The sequence below is a fragment of the Cupriavidus sp. 01L46 genome, assembly GCF_056399905.1.
In genome coordinates, this window is sequence record NZ_JBFTSF010000001.1 from 23,344 (window position 1) to 36,762 (window position 13,419).

The 13,419-nt window shown below is 69.6% G+C and carries 12 protein-coding genes; 7 read left to right on the plus strand and 5 right to left on the minus strand.

What is annotated here, in order from left to right:
- Positions 1–14: 14 nt before the first annotated feature.
- The 7 genes from AC1DS3_RS00100 (at position 15) to AC1DS3_RS00130 (ending at position 8,101) form a co-directional block, all read left to right on the plus strand.
- The gene (locus tag AC1DS3_RS00100) at positions 15–878 is read left to right on the plus strand and encodes an IclR family transcriptional regulator (RefSeq protein ID WP_441632456.1); all 864 of its coding nucleotides are present in this window, start codon (positions 15–17) and stop codon (positions 876–878) included.
- Positions 879–893: 15 nt separating this feature from the next.
- On the plus strand, positions 894–1,949 hold the full coding sequence (locus AC1DS3_RS00105; RefSeq protein ID WP_006159126.1) for a cyclase family protein: 1,056 nt from the start codon (positions 894–896) through the stop codon (positions 1,947–1,949).
- 48 nt (positions 1,950–1,997) lie between these two features.
- A complete protein-coding gene (locus AC1DS3_RS00110) occupies positions 1,998–3,248 on the plus strand; it encodes an ABC transporter substrate-binding protein (protein ID WP_441632459.1) in 1,251 nt (416 codons plus the stop codon).
- 54 nt (positions 3,249–3,302) lie between these two features.
- Positions 3,303–4,445: a thiolase family protein gene (locus AC1DS3_RS00115; protein WP_441632461.1), complete on the plus strand. Its 1,143-nt coding sequence runs from the start codon at positions 3,303–3,305 to the stop codon at positions 4,443–4,445.
- Positions 4,446–4,493: 48 nt separating this feature from the next.
- Positions 4,494–4,853: a Zn-ribbon domain-containing OB-fold protein gene (locus tag AC1DS3_RS00120; protein ID WP_441632463.1), complete on the plus strand. Its 360-nt coding sequence runs from the start codon at positions 4,494–4,496 to the stop codon at positions 4,851–4,853.
- Between the two features lie 67 nt (positions 4,854–4,920).
- Positions 4,921–5,919 carry a tripartite tricarboxylate transporter substrate binding protein gene (locus AC1DS3_RS00125; protein ID WP_441632465.1) on the plus strand — a complete coding sequence of 333 codons (999 nt, stop codon included), beginning with the start codon at positions 4,921–4,923 and terminating at the stop codon, positions 5,917–5,919.
- Between the two features lie 61 nt (positions 5,920–5,980).
- Positions 5,981–8,101: an acetate--CoA ligase family protein gene (locus AC1DS3_RS00130; RefSeq protein ID WP_441632467.1), complete on the plus strand. Its 2,121-nt coding sequence runs from the start codon at positions 5,981–5,983 to the stop codon at positions 8,099–8,101.
- Between the two features lie 17 nt (positions 8,102–8,118).
- On the opposite strand, the gene AC1DS3_RS00135 is transcribed toward AC1DS3_RS00130, so the two are convergent.
- The 5 genes from AC1DS3_RS00135 to AC1DS3_RS00155 all read right to left on the minus strand — a co-directional run bounded on the left by AC1DS3_RS00135 (position 8,119) and on the right by AC1DS3_RS00155 (position 13,082).
- Positions 8,119–9,723: a sulfite reductase subunit alpha gene (locus tag AC1DS3_RS00135; RefSeq protein WP_441632839.1), complete on the minus strand. Its 1,605-nt coding sequence runs from the start codon at positions 9,721–9,723 to the stop codon at positions 8,119–8,121.
- Between the two features lie 122 nt (positions 9,724–9,845).
- Positions 9,846–10,853 (minus strand): FAD:protein FMN transferase, encoded by a 1,008-nt coding sequence (locus AC1DS3_RS00140; RefSeq protein ID WP_441632469.1) that lies wholly within the window; start codon positions 10,851–10,853, stop codon positions 9,846–9,848.
- A gap of 123 nt (positions 10,854–10,976) precedes the next feature.
- On the minus strand, positions 10,977–11,801 hold the full coding sequence (locus AC1DS3_RS00145) for a DUF4198 domain-containing protein (RefSeq protein WP_441632841.1): 825 nt from the start codon (positions 11,799–11,801) through the stop codon (positions 10,977–10,979).
- A 67-nt stretch (positions 11,802–11,868) separates the two neighbouring features.
- Positions 11,869–12,393: a DUF2271 domain-containing protein gene (locus tag AC1DS3_RS00150; protein ID WP_441632471.1), complete on the minus strand. Its 525-nt coding sequence runs from the start codon at positions 12,391–12,393 to the stop codon at positions 11,869–11,871.
- A 53-nt stretch (positions 12,394–12,446) separates the two neighbouring features.
- Entirely contained in the window at positions 12,447–13,082 is a 636-nt protein-coding gene (locus AC1DS3_RS00155) for a PepSY-associated TM helix domain-containing protein (protein ID WP_441632473.1), read from the minus strand.
- Positions 13,083–13,419 lie beyond the last annotated feature (337 nt).

Below are 13,419 nucleotides of genomic sequence, written 5' to 3' on the forward strand. Positions count from 1 at the left end.
CGGAGTGCGCTCGCGTGACGGTACCGACTACCTCCCTCCAGAAGGCCTGCAGGCTGCTGCGCGTGCTGTCGGACGCGCGCAATACGCGCCTGACCGACCTGGCCGTGGCGGCTGGCGTCGACAAGGCCTCGGCGCTGCGCCTGCTGGACACGCTGGCGGCCGAAGGCTTTATCGAGCGTGACCCCGACACCAAGGCGTTCACGCTGGGCCCCGAATGGCTGGCGCTGCGCGCGGCCAGCGTGCGCCGCATCGACCCGCGCGCCAGCGTGCGGCCGGCGTTGATCCGGCTTGCCCAAGCCTTCGAGGACACCACCATCCTGTCCGTGCCAAGCGGCTGGGAATCCGTCTGCCTGGAACTGCGCCCCGGCACCTTCCCGATCCGCGCGAACTATCTCGACGTGGGCAGCCGGCGCCCGCTTGGCGTCGGCGCGGGCAGCCTGGCGCTGCTGGCAGCGCTGCCCGATGCCGAGGTGGAAGCCACCTTGCACGCAATCGCACCCGCGCTCAAGCGCTATCCGCGCATCAGCGCGGCGATGCTGCTGCGCGAGGTGGAGGCCACCCGCGCGCGCGGCTACGCGGTACTGCTGGATGTGGTGGTGGAGCGCATGGGCGGCATTGCCGTTGCGCTGCCGGACCCGGATGGCTACCCGCTTGGCGCCATCAGCATCGCCGCGCTCAATGAGCGCATCACCGAGCGCGAGCCCGCGCTCGCGCGCGCGCTGCGCCGCGAAGCCGAAACCGTCTGCGCCGCCTGGACGCCGCCGGCGCCCAACTCGGCGGCGGCACGCCGGCGCAACGCCACCCTGGCCAGCGCCACACCAACGGCCAAGATCCCGACTGCGCGCAAGACGCAGCGAACCACCACGACCGACCTGTAACCGGAGACATTGAGCATGCGCTGGAAGCAACGACCACAAGGTTCCAACTGGGGCGATTTCGGCCCCGACGACCAGCTTGGCCGCGTCAACCTGATCGGCGCCGAGCAGGTGCGCAAGGGCGCGCGCGAGATACAAGCCGGGCTGTCGTTCTGCCTGTCGCTGCCGCTGGATTATCCCGGCGGCAACAAGCTCAACCCGCGCCGCCATCCGCCGGTGCTGCGCCCCACCTTCCGCGACGACATACCCTATGTGAACTTCCCGCTGGCCAAGGTCAACCCAACCGCCACCGATGTGATCAGCGACGACCAGGTGCTGCTCTCGCTGCAGTACTCCACGCAGTGGGACTCGCTCGCCCATGTGGGCGCGCTGTTCGATGCGGATGGCGATGGCCGCCCGGAGCGCGTCTACTACAACGGCTATCGCGCCAACGAGCACATCGTGGGCCCGGTGGACTACGCGGAGGACGATCACTTTGCCGCGCACGCCTGCGGCCACGACCACAGCGAGGCGCGCGCGCTCGGCATCGAGAACTTCGCCGTCAAGGGCATGCAGGGGCGCGGCGTGCTGGTGGACCTGGCCAATGCCTTTGGCCAGGATTTCCGCAACGTGGGCTACGACGACCTGATGCACGTGCTGGAGGCCGACCGGGTGGAGGTGGAGCCCGGCGACATGCTGTTGCTGCGCACGGGCTTTGCCGAAGTGGTGCTGTCGATGCAGCGCGAGCCGGACGAAGCCGTGCTGCATCACAGCTGTTGCGCGCTCGACGGCCGCGACGACCGCCTGCTGAACTGGATCACCGATGCGGGCATCGCCGCGCTGATCGCCGACAACTATGCGGTGGAGCGCTATCCCGCGCGGCCCGCGCCGGCCGACCAGCCGAATCATCCGCTGCTGCCGCTGCACCATCACTGCCTGTTCAAGCTCGGCCTGCCGCTGGGCGAGCTCTGGTACCTGAAGGAGCTCGCGCAGTGGCTGCGTGCCAACCAGCGCTCGCGTTTCATGCTGACCGCGCCGCCGCTGCGGCTGCCGGGCGCTGTGGGCTCGCCCACCACACCGATCGCTACCGTGTAGGCACCAACAAGAAAGCACGTCAACAAGACAAAGCTGGAGGAGACCACCATGAACCGAAACCACTCGCTGCTGCGCCGCCCGCTGGGCGCGCTCGCCATCGCCGCCGCGCTGCTGTGCGGCGCAGGACAGGCCAATGCGCAGCCGGCCAAGGCCGGCATTTCCGATGACGAGGTCAAGATCGGCCTGATCCTCGACATGAGCGGCCTGTACGCCGACGTGACCGGGCGCGGCAGCGCCACCGCCGCGCAGATGGCCATCGACGATTTTGGCGGCAAGGTGCTGGGCAAGAAGATCGAGCTGGTGGTGGCCGACCACCAGAACAAGGCCGACATCGCCGCCAGCAAGGCGCGCGAATGGTTCGATACGGGGCACGTCGACGCCATCCTGGACGTGGCCGCCTCGGCACCGGCGCTGGCGGTGCTGGAGGTCGCCAAGCAGAAGAACAAGATCGTGGTGTTCTCCGGCCCCGGCACCGAGCGCATCACCAACGACCTGTGCACGCCGGTCTCGGTGCATTACGCCTATGACACCTACGCGCTGGCCAATTCCACCGCGCGCGCGGTGGTGCAGCGCGGCGGCAAGACGTGGTTCTTCCTGACCGCCGACTACGCCTTCGGCCACACGCTGCAGGAATCCGCCACCACCGTGATCAACGAGACCGGCGGCAAGGTGCTCGGCGCGGCGCGCCATCCGATCGGCGCCAGCGATTTTGCTTCCTACCTGCTGCAGGCCCAGGCCAGCAAGGCACAGGTGGTGGGCCTGGCCAACGCGGGCGGCGACGCCGTCAACGCCATCAAGGCGGCCAGCGAGTTCGGCCTGACCAAGGGCGGCGCCCAGCGCATGGCGGGGCTGCTGCTGTACATCAACGACATCCACGCCATCGGCCTGAAGACCGCATCCGGGCTGCTGCTGACCGAAGGCTTCTACTGGGACATGAACGACGCCACGCGCGCGTGGTCGCGCCGCTACTTCGAGAAGCTCAAGAAGATGCCGAACATGAGCCAGGCCGGCACCTATTCGTCGGTGATGCATTACCTCAAGGCGATCCAGGCCGCAGGCACCGACGAAACCGCTGCCGTCATGAAGCAGATGAAGGCGATGCCGATCAACGACTTCTTCGCCAAGAACGGCCGCATCCGCGAGGACGGCCGCATGATCCACGACATGTACCTGTTCGAGGTCAAGACGCCGGCCGAATCGAAGTACCCGTGGGACTACTACAAGCTGCTGGCCACGGTGCCCGGCGACCAGGCCTTCATGCCGGTGGCCAAGTCGCAGTGCCCGCTGCTCAAGCGTTGAAGCATTTGCCGTATTTGAAGTATTTGGAGTATTCGAAGTACTAAGAGAGGCACCATGCAACACGCAGCTTACCTGCGCGGCGCGGGCAATACGCGCTTTGGCCGGGTCGAGGGCAGCACGCCGCTGACGCTGATGGCGCAGGCCGCCGACGCCGCGCTGGCCGACGCGGGCCTGGCCCGCGCCGACATCGACGGCGTGCTGTGCGGCTATGCCACCACGCTGCCGCACCTGATGCTGGCCACGCGCTTTTGCGAGTACGCTTCGCTCGATCCCGCCTACGCGCACGGCGTGGCCTCCGGCGGCGCCACCGGCGGCGTGATGGCCATGCTGGCGCGCGAGCTGGTGGGCGCCGGGCGCTGCCGCAACGTGCTGGTGGTGGCCGGCGAGAACCGCCTCTCCGGCCAGAGCCGCGACCAGTCCATCCAGACGCTGGCCCAGGTTGGCGAGCCGGACATGGAAGTGCCCAACGGCGCCTCCGTGCCGGCTTACTACGCGCTGCTGGCCTCGCGCTATCTGGCCGAGACCGGCATGCACGCCGACGCGCTCAGCGGCTTCGCGGTGCTGATGCGCGAGCACGCGGCGGGACACCCCGATGCGCACCTGCGCGAGCCGCTCACACTGGATGCGGCACGCGCCGCCAAGCCCATCGCCACGCCGCTGCGGTTGTCGGACTGCTGCCCGATCTCCGATGGCGCGGTGGCGCTGGTGGTGTCCGCCGAGCCGGGCGGCGGCACACCCGTGCGCATCACCGGTGCGGGGCAGGCGCATCGCCACCAGCATCTGTGCGCGCTCGACAGCGTGCTGGCTACCGGCGCCGCCGACGCCGCGCGGCGCGCGCTCGCGCAAGCGGGCAATACGGTCGGGCAGATCGACTACCTGGCGATCTACGACTCGTTCACGATCACGCTGGCCATGCTGCTGGAAGAGCTTGGCATCGCCGCGCGCGGCGGCTCGCCGCAGCGGCTTGCGGCAGGCGACTTTGCGCGCGGCGGCGCGCTGCCGCTCAACACGCACGGCGGCCTGCTTGCCTTCGGGCACTCGGGCGTGGCCGGCGGGCTGATGCATCTGGCGGAAGCCACACGGCAGCTTGCGGGCAAGGCTGGCGCGCGCCAGTTGCCGCCGCGCAAGCGCGCGCTGTTTCACGCGGATGGCGGGGTGTTGTCCTCGCACGTGAGCCTGGTGCTGGAGGCAGCATGAGAACGCTTGCAATACCCGCCGCTTCGCGCCTTCGCCAAGGACATCGCCATGAGCACTGACCATCCCTATCAGGCAGGCCTCGACGCAGGCGTGGTGCGCTATCAGGCGTGCGAGGACTGCGCTGCGTGGCAACCGCTGCAGCGCCATGCGTGCCGCGCTTGCGGCAGCACGCGGCTGGCGTGGCGCGACGCCACGGGCAGCGCTACCGTGCACAGCGTCACCGAAGTCGCGCGCGCGCCCACCGAGGATTTCCGCGCGCTGGCGCCTTACACGCTGGTGCTGGCCACGCTTGACGAAGGCCCGCGCGTCATGGCGCATGCCGAGCCCGGCGTGACGATCGGCGAGCGCGTGCGCGCGGGATTCATGCGCCATGGCGGGCGCACGCTGCTGCGTTTCCAGCGCGAATAGCCGCATGGCCTGGCGTAACACGACGCGGCTCGACGCAGCAACACACATCGACACCCAGGAGACCAACATGGTCCGAACCTTGCCGCTTCGGCGGCCCGCGCGCGCCCTGCTGATGGGCGCGATGGCAATGGCTGCCGTGCTGCTGGCCGCGCCCGGCGCACGCGCGCAGGACTGGCCGACGCGTCCGGTGCGGCTGGTTGTGCCCTACCCGCCCGGCGGCCCCACCGACATCGTGGCGCGCGTGGTCGGGCAGAAATTGTCGGCGCAGCTCAAGCAGCCCGTGGTGATCGAGAACAGGCCCGGCGCGGGCGGCAATATCGGTGCCGAGGCCACCGCGAAGGCCGCGCCGGATGGCTACACGCTGCTGGTGGCGACCACGGCGCACGCCATCAACATGACGCTGTTCACCAAGCCCGGCTACAACACGCAGAAGGACTTCGCCCCGGTCTCGCTGCTGACGCGCGGCCCGCTGGTGCTGGTCACGGCGCCCGCCACGCCGGCGGCCAATGTCGCGGAGCTGATCGCGCTGGCCAAGGCCAGGCCGGGACAAGTCAGCTTTGCCAGCTCCGGCAACGGCCAGTCCACGCACCTCGCCGCCGAACTGTTCAACAGCATGGCGGGCACGCACATGACCCACGTGCCGTACAAGGGCAGCGCGCCCGCGCTCACCGATGTGATGGGCGGGCAGGCCACGGTGATGTTCGACACCATGCTCTCCGCCATGCCCTTCGTGCGCGAGGGCCGGCTGCGCGCGCTGGCGATCACCGGGGCGACCCGCTCGCCCGCCGCGCCCGATGTGCCCACCATGGCGCAGGCTGGCCTGCCCGGCTACGAAGCCACCGCGTGGAATGCCCTGCTCGCGCCGGCGGCGACACCACAGGCCGTGATCGCCACCTTGAGCAGCGCGCTGAAGGCCGTGCTTGAACAGGACGATGTACGCGCCAAGTTCGCTACGCAGGGCTTCGCCGCGGAATGGACGGCGCCTGGCACCACGGCGCAGTTCCTGAACCGGGAGATCGACAAATGGGGCAAGGTGGCCAAGGCCTCCGGCGCCACCATCGATTGAGCCATTCACGCAGTTCCCAGAAGCCGGGCATGCCGGCCTTTGATTCCGGATCGAATTCATCATGAACCAGACCTTGCAAGCCTTGCTGGCGCCGCGCTCGATCGCGGTGATCGGCGCCTCCGACCATATCCACAAGATCGGTGGCCGGCCCATCTACTACATGCGCGAGCATGGCTACGCCGGCAAGCTTTTCCCGGTGAACCCGCAGCGCGACACCATCCAGGGGCTGCCCGCCTTTGCCTCGCTCGATGCACTGCCCGAAGTGCCGGAGCTGGCCATCATCGTGGTGGGCGGCGACGCAGCCGTGTCGGCGGTGCGCGATTGCGCGCGGCTGGGCGTGGCGGCCGCGATCGTGATCGCCTCGGGCTTCGGTGAAGCCGGCGAGCAAGGCCGCCGCCAGCAGGACGAGATGGTGCGGGTTGCCGCCGGCGCGGGGCTGCGCCTGGTTGGCCCGAACAGCCAGGGCCTGGCCAACTTCGGCACCGGCACCATTGCCAGCTTCTCCACCATGTTTATCGAAGTGCCGCCGCTGGATGGCCCGGTGGCCGTCGTGAGCCAGAGCGGCGGCGTCAGCGCCATGGTCTACGGCCTGCTGCGCGGCCAGGGCATCGGCGTGCGCCATATGCACGCCACCGGCAACGAGGCCGACATCACGGTGAGCGAGCTGGCGCTGGCCGTGGCGCACGATCCCGATGTGCAACTGATCCTGCTGTACCTGGAGAGCCTGACCGATCCGGCCGTGCTGGCGCAAGCCGCGGCGGTGGCGCGCCGCCGCGGCGTGCCCGTCGTTGCCGTCAAGGCGGGCCGCTCCAGCGCGGGCCAGCGCGCGGCGGCGTCGCACACCGGCGCCATCGCCAATGAAGACCGCGCGGTGGGAGCCTTCCTGGCGCGGCACGGCATCTGCCGCGTGGATGATGCGCACGCGCTGGCGCGCTGTGCGCCGCTTTACCTGCGCGGCTGGCAGGCAAGCGGGCGGCAGCTGGTGGTGGTGAGCAATTCCGGCGCGAGCTGCGTGATGGCGGCCGACGCGGCGGAGCCGCTCGGGCTTGCGCTGGCGCCGCTGTCGCAGGCCACGCAGGCAGCGCTGGCGCAGCGCCTGCCCGGCTTCGCCTCAACGGCAAACCCGGTCGATGTCACCGCCGCGCTGCTGACCAACAGCGGGCTGTTTGGCGACGTGCTGCCGGTGGTGGCCGCCGACCCGGCCGCCGACCTGCTGTTGCTCGATATCCCGGTGGCGGGCATGGGCTACGACCTGCCGCGCTTTGCGCGCGATGCCGCCAGCTTTGCCGACAGCGCCGGCAAGCCGATTGCCGTGGCGGCCTGGCAGGCACCGGTGGCAGCGGCGTTCCGCGCGGCCAACGTGCCCACCTATGCCAGCGGCGCCGAGGCGCTGGCAGCTTTCGCGCAACTGGTCGCGCACCAGCAGCAACTGCGCGATGTGGCCGCGGAAGACACGGCCGTCGCCGCGCATCGGCCCGCGCCAGGCGATGCAGCGGGCGCTGCGTCGAGCGCCACCGGGCACACGCTGAGCGAGGCGGCGAGCCTCACGCGCCTGGCGTTGGCCGGCATCCCGGTGGTAGCGCACAAGCTGTGCCAGAGCGTGGACGAAGCGGTCGCGGCCTGGCGCGAGCTGAAAGGACCCGTCGCAGTCAAGGCCAGCTCGCCGCAAGTGCCGCACAAAAGCGAGCACGGCCTTGTCGCCTTGAACTGCAACGATGAACATGCCGTGGCGCAGGCCTTCCTCACGCAGACCGACATCCTGGACAAGCTCGGCGCGGCCTGCGAAGGCGTGGTGGTGGCGCGCATGGAACGCGGCCAGCGCGAATGCATGGTGGGCGCGCACTGGGATCCGGCGTTCGGGCCGGTGGTGCTGGTGGGAGACGGCGGCAAGTATGTGGAGGTGCTGCGCGACACGGCCGTGCTGCTGGCGCCGTGCAGCGAGGCCGCGGTGACGCGCGCCGTGGCTGGCCTGCGCATTGCGCCGCTGCTGGCGGGCGTGCGCGGCGAGCCGGCTGTCGATGTGGCGGCGCTGTGCCGGATCGCCGTGCGCGTGGGCCAGCTGATGCATGAGGCCAACGGCGCGATCCGCTCGATCGACCTCAACCCGGTGATGGTGAGCGAGGGCGGGGCGGTGGTGGTGGATGCGCTGATGGAGGTGGCAGAGGACGCTGCGCCGGCCTGACGATTTTCCGGGCAGTCTCAGTAGACGTCGCGCCGATACCGGCCCTGCTCGCCCAGGCGCAGCAGGGCCTCTTCGCCCAGCGCGTCCGACAGCGCCGCGTTGACGCCACCGGCCATGCCCTTCAGGCTGCCGCAAACGTAGATGGCCGCGCCGGCTTCGATCCATTCGCGCAATGCGCCGGCCGATGCGCGCATGGCGTCCTGCACGTAATGCAGCGCCCCGCCATCGCGCGAGTAGACCAGGTCCAGCCGCTGCAGCACGCCATTGGCCTGCCATGCGGCGAGCTCAACGTGGTGAAATGCGTCGTGCTCAGCGGTGCGCTCGCCAAACAGCAGCCAGTTGCGATGATGCCCGGCCGCGGCGCGCGCCTTCAGGTGCGCGCGCAGGCCGGCCAGGCCGGTGCCGTTGCCGATCAGGATCAGCGGGCGATCGTCGGCGGGCGGATGAAAGCCGCGATTGGTGCGGATGCGCAGGGCGATACCCGCGCCCGGCTCCGCATGGGCGGTGAGCCAGCCGGATGCCAGGCCGAGCCGGCCATCGTCATGGCGCGTCTGGCGCACCAGCAAATCCAGTTGCCCGTCGCCCGGCAGCGAGGCAATCGAATACTCGCGGTGCGGCAGCAGCGGCAGCGTATCCACCAGCCGTTGTGGCGTGACGCCGGCCAGCGCGGCAAGATGCGGGTCGGGCAGGACGATGCGCGTGGCGAGCGCCCGCGCCAGTGTGGTGGGTGCGCCATCGCAGCGCACGGCGGTGTCACCGTCCAGCGAGAGTTTTGCCAGCACGCGCGCCACCTCGGACGGCGCAAGACAGGGGCCGATCTCGGCAATGTCGCCGGCCTGCCACGACAACGCGCCGTCGGCAACGGCAGGCACCAGCGCAAGGTGGAAGGCCGGCGCGCCCGGGCTGCCGGGATTGAGCAGCCTGCGCTCATGCAGGCGCCAGTCGGCGTAGCGCGGCTTTTCCCAGTCGGCGATTTCGGCGCCGCCGGCGAGCGCGCTGAGATGGTTCTGCCAGTGGCGCAGGGCCCCGGCATCGCCGTTGTCCACTTCCACCATGTCGAAGAGCGCCTGCGCATGCTGGCGCTGCATCCATGCCGACAGCGCGTGGCCGAAGGCGCAGTAGTTCGCGTAGCTGCGGTCGCCAAGCGCGAGGATGCCGTAGCGCAGCTCGCGCAAGCCGCCCGCGCCTGCGGCGGCCGTCAGGCGGCGCGCAAAGCCCGAGGCGCTGTCTGGCGCGTCGCCCTCGCCCGTGGTGCTGACCACGAACAACGCCTGGCGGCAATGGGCAAGACGCCCAGCCTCCAGCTGGTCGAACGATAGCAACTGCGCGCTCACGCCGGCATCCTGCAGCGCCTGCGCGGTCTGCAGCGCAAGCTGCTCGGCAAAGCCGCTCTGGCTCGCGTAGGCCACGACCGTGGCGCCGTCCTTGGCCGCGGACAGCTGGCCGGCGCGCGCATGCCGCTGGCGATGCCGGCCGATCACGGCGGCACAGAATCCGGCATAGGCCGTCACCACGCCGGCGGCCATGCCGGCGCGGTTGGGCGCGAGAAAGCCCAGAGCGCTGCCAGCCACGCCAGCCAGCACGCCGAGCAGGGTCACGGCATCGAGGACACGGATGCGCATGCGGGAATCGCCGGAATCGCCGGATTTTCCGGATTCGCCGGCGTGGCCTTCGTGGCCCTGCCGGGCCGGGCTTGCCGTGGCCGGCGAGTCCATCGGCAGGGAGGAGGCGGTATCAGGCGTGGTCATGACAGCATGGCCTCGAAGGCCGGCGACAAGCGTTCGTCGAAGCCGTCGCTGCGGCGGATCAGGAAGCGCGCGGCCAGCGCATGGCGGCAGGCGAACACCATGCCGGCCTCGGGGCCCAGCACGGTCAACGCGGTGGACAGCGCGTCGGCCATCATGCATTGCGGATGCAGCACCGTGACCGAGGCCAGCGCGTGGCTGGCCGGATAGCCCGTGCGCGGGTCCAGCGTGTGGGCATAGCGCTGGCCGCCGCTATCGAAGTAACGTCGGTAGTCGCCCGAGGTGGCAACCGACAAGCCATGCAGCGCGACCAGCGTCTCGTGCCCCGCCGCGCCACCGCCCGGCGGCGTTTCCAGCGCGACCCACCACGGCATGCCGTCGGGCTTGACGCCATGGCCGCGCAGCTCGCCGCCGATTTCCACCAGGTGGCTGTCGATGCCCAGCCCGCTCAGGTAGCGCGACACCGCATCCACACCAAAGCCCTTGGCGATGGCACAGAAATCCAGCCGGATGCCGCCGGGCTGCTGCACACGGCTGCCGGCCTCGTCGATGGCAATGTGCTGCCATGCGCATTGCGCGCGCGCCTGCTCCAGCGCCGCCAGCGCGGGCGCTTGGGCACGCTGCGGCGCCGGGCCGAAGCCCCACAGGTCGACCAGCGGCCCGGCGCTGGGATCAAAGGCGCCGCCGCTGTCGCGCGCCACTTGCAGCGCGGCCTTCAGCACGGTGAAGCAATCGGCTGGCAGCACCTGCCAGCTGCCGGGTGCGGCGCGGTTGAAGCGGCTCACGTCCGACGCTTCATCCCAATTGCTCATCTGCGCGACGACCTCGGCCAGCACGGCGCGGATGCCGGCATCGAGCGTGTCCTGATCGGCTGCCGAGGGCGATGCGGCCCAGGCCACCGACCACGTGGTGCCCATGGTCTCGCCTTGCCGCCGGCACAGGCGTGACGTCGCGACGGGCACGGGCGGCACGGCACCAAGCGAAAGGGGAACCAGGACACGCTGCATAGGAGACGGACAGGGGACGGACAGGGGACGAAAACGGCGAAAACACAAAGAGCCCGCTGGGGGCTCAGGACTTGCGCAGGCGGCGGGGCTCACGCGCCGCCGCCTGCTGCTGTGGCATTGCGCTTACTGCGGCAGCACTTCCACCGTGGCCGCATAACTGGCGCGGCGCGTCTTGGCTTCCTTGACGGCAACCTTGTCGTCGCGCACCTCGGCTTCCATCCAGTACATGCCCGGGGCCGGCCACTTGACGCTGAACTTGCCGTCGGTGTCGGTGGTGAACGCCATTTCCTGCAACTGGTCGCGGTAGCGGATGCCACCCGGCACCACGGCTACCTTGACGTTGGCGGCAGGCTTGCCGTCCAGCAGCAGGCGGAAGCTGGCAGCGTCGCCGGCGACCAGGTCGTTCGGGTGGGTAACGGGCGCCAGCTCCAGGCCCCGGCCAGTGGTCTGCAACACCTTGGCGGTGGGCTTGCCCGCCGTCACGAAGGCTTCCAGGCGGCTGTCGGCCTGCGTCACCTGCAGGTCCTGCGCGCCGGCCGGCACCTCCTTGGCGAAGGCTTCGGGCGAACCGCGCCAGCGCTTGGCCTGGCCGTCCACCTTGTAGCTGGCAAACAGGCCGTGGTTGACCATGGCCACCTTGTAGGTACCGGGCTGGGTCAGGTGCACGTCGAAGGTGCTGCGATAGCGGCCGGTGCTGGCGTTCTCGACCTTGGCCGCGGCGCCGTCCGGCGCGGTCACGGCGAGGTTGTCGAGGCGCAGCGGCACGTGCTCGAAGTAGAACAGGTCGTTCGACACGGCGGCGTCGACGGTCACCCAAGGGTCGCTGCCCGACAGCACGGTCGCCGACGGCAGCAGCCACTGGCGGTGTGCGTGGGCGGCCAGCGGCATCAGCGCGGCCAGGGCCAGCGCGGCGGCCTGGACGGACAGTTTGGTGGCGAAGGTCTTCATCGTCATGCTCCTATTCCTCTTGCTATTGAATGCAGGGCGGGTTGATCGGATCGGATCGGTTCGAGGCTCAGGGCTTCAGGTCGACCGAGACGCCGCCAAGCTCATGCTCGCCCTTGGCCTTGGCCGAGGCGGCTGACTTCGGCGGCCAGGCAAAGGGCACGCGCAGCAGCTCGCGGCCACCGACCTCGCGGACGGCTTCCACGACGAGCTGGTACTCGCCGGCGGGCAGCTTGCCCAGCGGTGCCTTGGCGTCCGTGAAAGTGAGCGTGTGCTCGCCGGCTGCGCGCGTGGCGCCGGATACGCCATCGGCGGGCATCTGCATGTCGCGCCCGGCCTTGCGCCACCACTGGCGCATGTCCTTGAGCCACTTGGTGCCTTCGCCGTCCTTGTGCTTGACGTCATACCAGACGGCCAGCGTGGCGGCCGGGCTCTGGTCGGCGCGCTCGATCCACATCGAGACATAGGGCCGGTGGTATTCCGCGACGTTCAGGCGCGGGATCTCCACCTTGACGTTCATTTCTGCCGCGACGGCCGGGCTGGCGAACGGAGCCGCGGCCAGGCCGGTAAGGGTGACGGTAAGCAATCGGCGCATAACGGGACCTCGTCTTTGAACGGTAAATGGGATCAGGTGATCGTTAGTGATCGCTAGTGGATGCACAGCAGCGCCAGCAGCAGCGGCACCACCAGGCCCAGCCCGACCAGCGGCCAGGTCGCCATGCGGCCACCGGCGTGCAGCTTGAGCAGGAACAACCCGGTCACGCTGAAGATCAGGCAGGCCGCGGCGAACACATCCAGGAACAGGCTCCAGGCGCGGCCGGTGTTGCGGCCCTTGTGCAGGTCGTTCAGGTAGGAAATCCAGCCCCGCGTGGTCTTCTCGTACTGAGCCTCGCCGCTGTCCAGTGCCACGCTGACCCAGGCGTCGCCACCCGGGCGCGGCAATGCGACATAGATCTCATCGGCCTGCCACTCGGCTTCACGGCCATGGGCGTCGATATCGAGTTCCTGCGACAGCCAGTCGGCCAGCGCCGCCGGCACCGGGCCCTTGTCGCCATGCGTGGCCTTGCGCAAGGCCGCCGTGAGGCTGGCCGGCGCGCTCGCCGTGCGCGTGACCACTTGCGGGCGGGCCTCGATCTGGCCAGCGTGGTTGAGCGTGAAGCCGGTGACGGCAAACAGCAGCATGCCGATCAGGCACATTGCCGAACTGATCCAGTGCCACTGATGCAGGTGTTTGAGCCAGAAGGCCCGGCGCTGCTGGCCTGCCCCTAGCGATGTTTCAGTCATGTTTGTTGATCTTCCGGCGCCCGGCAACCTGCTTCTCCGGTGCCTCACTGGTCAGCTTGCCGCGTCCGCGCGAAAGTGCCGCGCCCCATGCCAGGTGACGGTCCAGGCAAATAAGGCGAAAGGATAATGGTTCTCATTTGAAATCGCAATGCTTGCGCTGGCGAGCTGGCGTTACGTTCCATTACACGCCCGGCGCGCGCCGCTAAGTGCAGCGTCATCCGCAGCGCAAAGCGCGTTTGTGCGGTTGCAAGCACGTCACTGCCAAATTCCCCTGAAAGCCTTGCTGCACCTGAGGAAATCCCCTAGCGAGCGGTCGTCAAGTTTGTCCTCCGGGCCG

What these genes read in the sequence shown, in the direction of transcription:
- AC1DS3_RS00105 (WP_006159126.1), top strand. Translation starts at nt 894, where the DNA reads ATGCGCTGGAAGCAACGACCACAAGGTTCCAACTGGGGCGATTTCGGC.
- AC1DS3_RS00110 (WP_441632459.1), top strand. Translation starts at nt 1,998, where the DNA reads ATGAACCGAAACCACTCGCTGCTGCGCCGCCCGCTGGGCGCGCTCGCC.
- AC1DS3_RS00115 (WP_441632461.1), top strand. Translation starts at nt 3,303, where the DNA reads ATGCAACACGCAGCTTACCTGCGCGGCGCGGGCAATACGCGCTTTGGC.
- AC1DS3_RS00120 (WP_441632463.1), top strand. Translation starts at nt 4,494, where the DNA reads ATGAGCACTGACCATCCCTATCAGGCAGGCCTCGACGCAGGCGTGGTG.
- AC1DS3_RS00125 (WP_441632465.1), top strand. Translation starts at nt 4,921, where the DNA reads ATGGTCCGAACCTTGCCGCTTCGGCGGCCCGCGCGCGCCCTGCTGATG.
- AC1DS3_RS00130 (WP_441632467.1), top strand. Translation starts at nt 5,981, where the DNA reads ATGAACCAGACCTTGCAAGCCTTGCTGGCGCCGCGCTCGATCGCGGTG.
- AC1DS3_RS00135 (WP_441632839.1), bottom strand. Translation starts at nt 9,723, where the DNA reads ATGCGCATCCGTGTCCTCGATGCCGTGACCCTGCTCGGCGTGCTGGCT.
- AC1DS3_RS00140 (WP_441632469.1), bottom strand. Translation starts at nt 10,853, where the DNA reads ATGCAGCGTGTCCTGGTTCCCCTTTCGCTTGGTGCCGTGCCGCCCGTG.
- AC1DS3_RS00145 (WP_441632841.1), bottom strand. Translation starts at nt 11,801, where the DNA reads ATGAAGACCTTCGCCACCAAACTGTCCGTCCAGGCCGCCGCGCTGGCC.
- AC1DS3_RS00150 (WP_441632471.1), bottom strand. Translation starts at nt 12,393, where the DNA reads ATGCGCCGATTGCTTACCGTCACCCTTACCGGCCTGGCCGCGGCTCCG.
- AC1DS3_RS00155 (WP_441632473.1), bottom strand. Translation starts at nt 13,082, where the DNA reads ATGACTGAAACATCGCTAGGGGCAGGCCAGCAGCGCCGGGCCTTCTGG.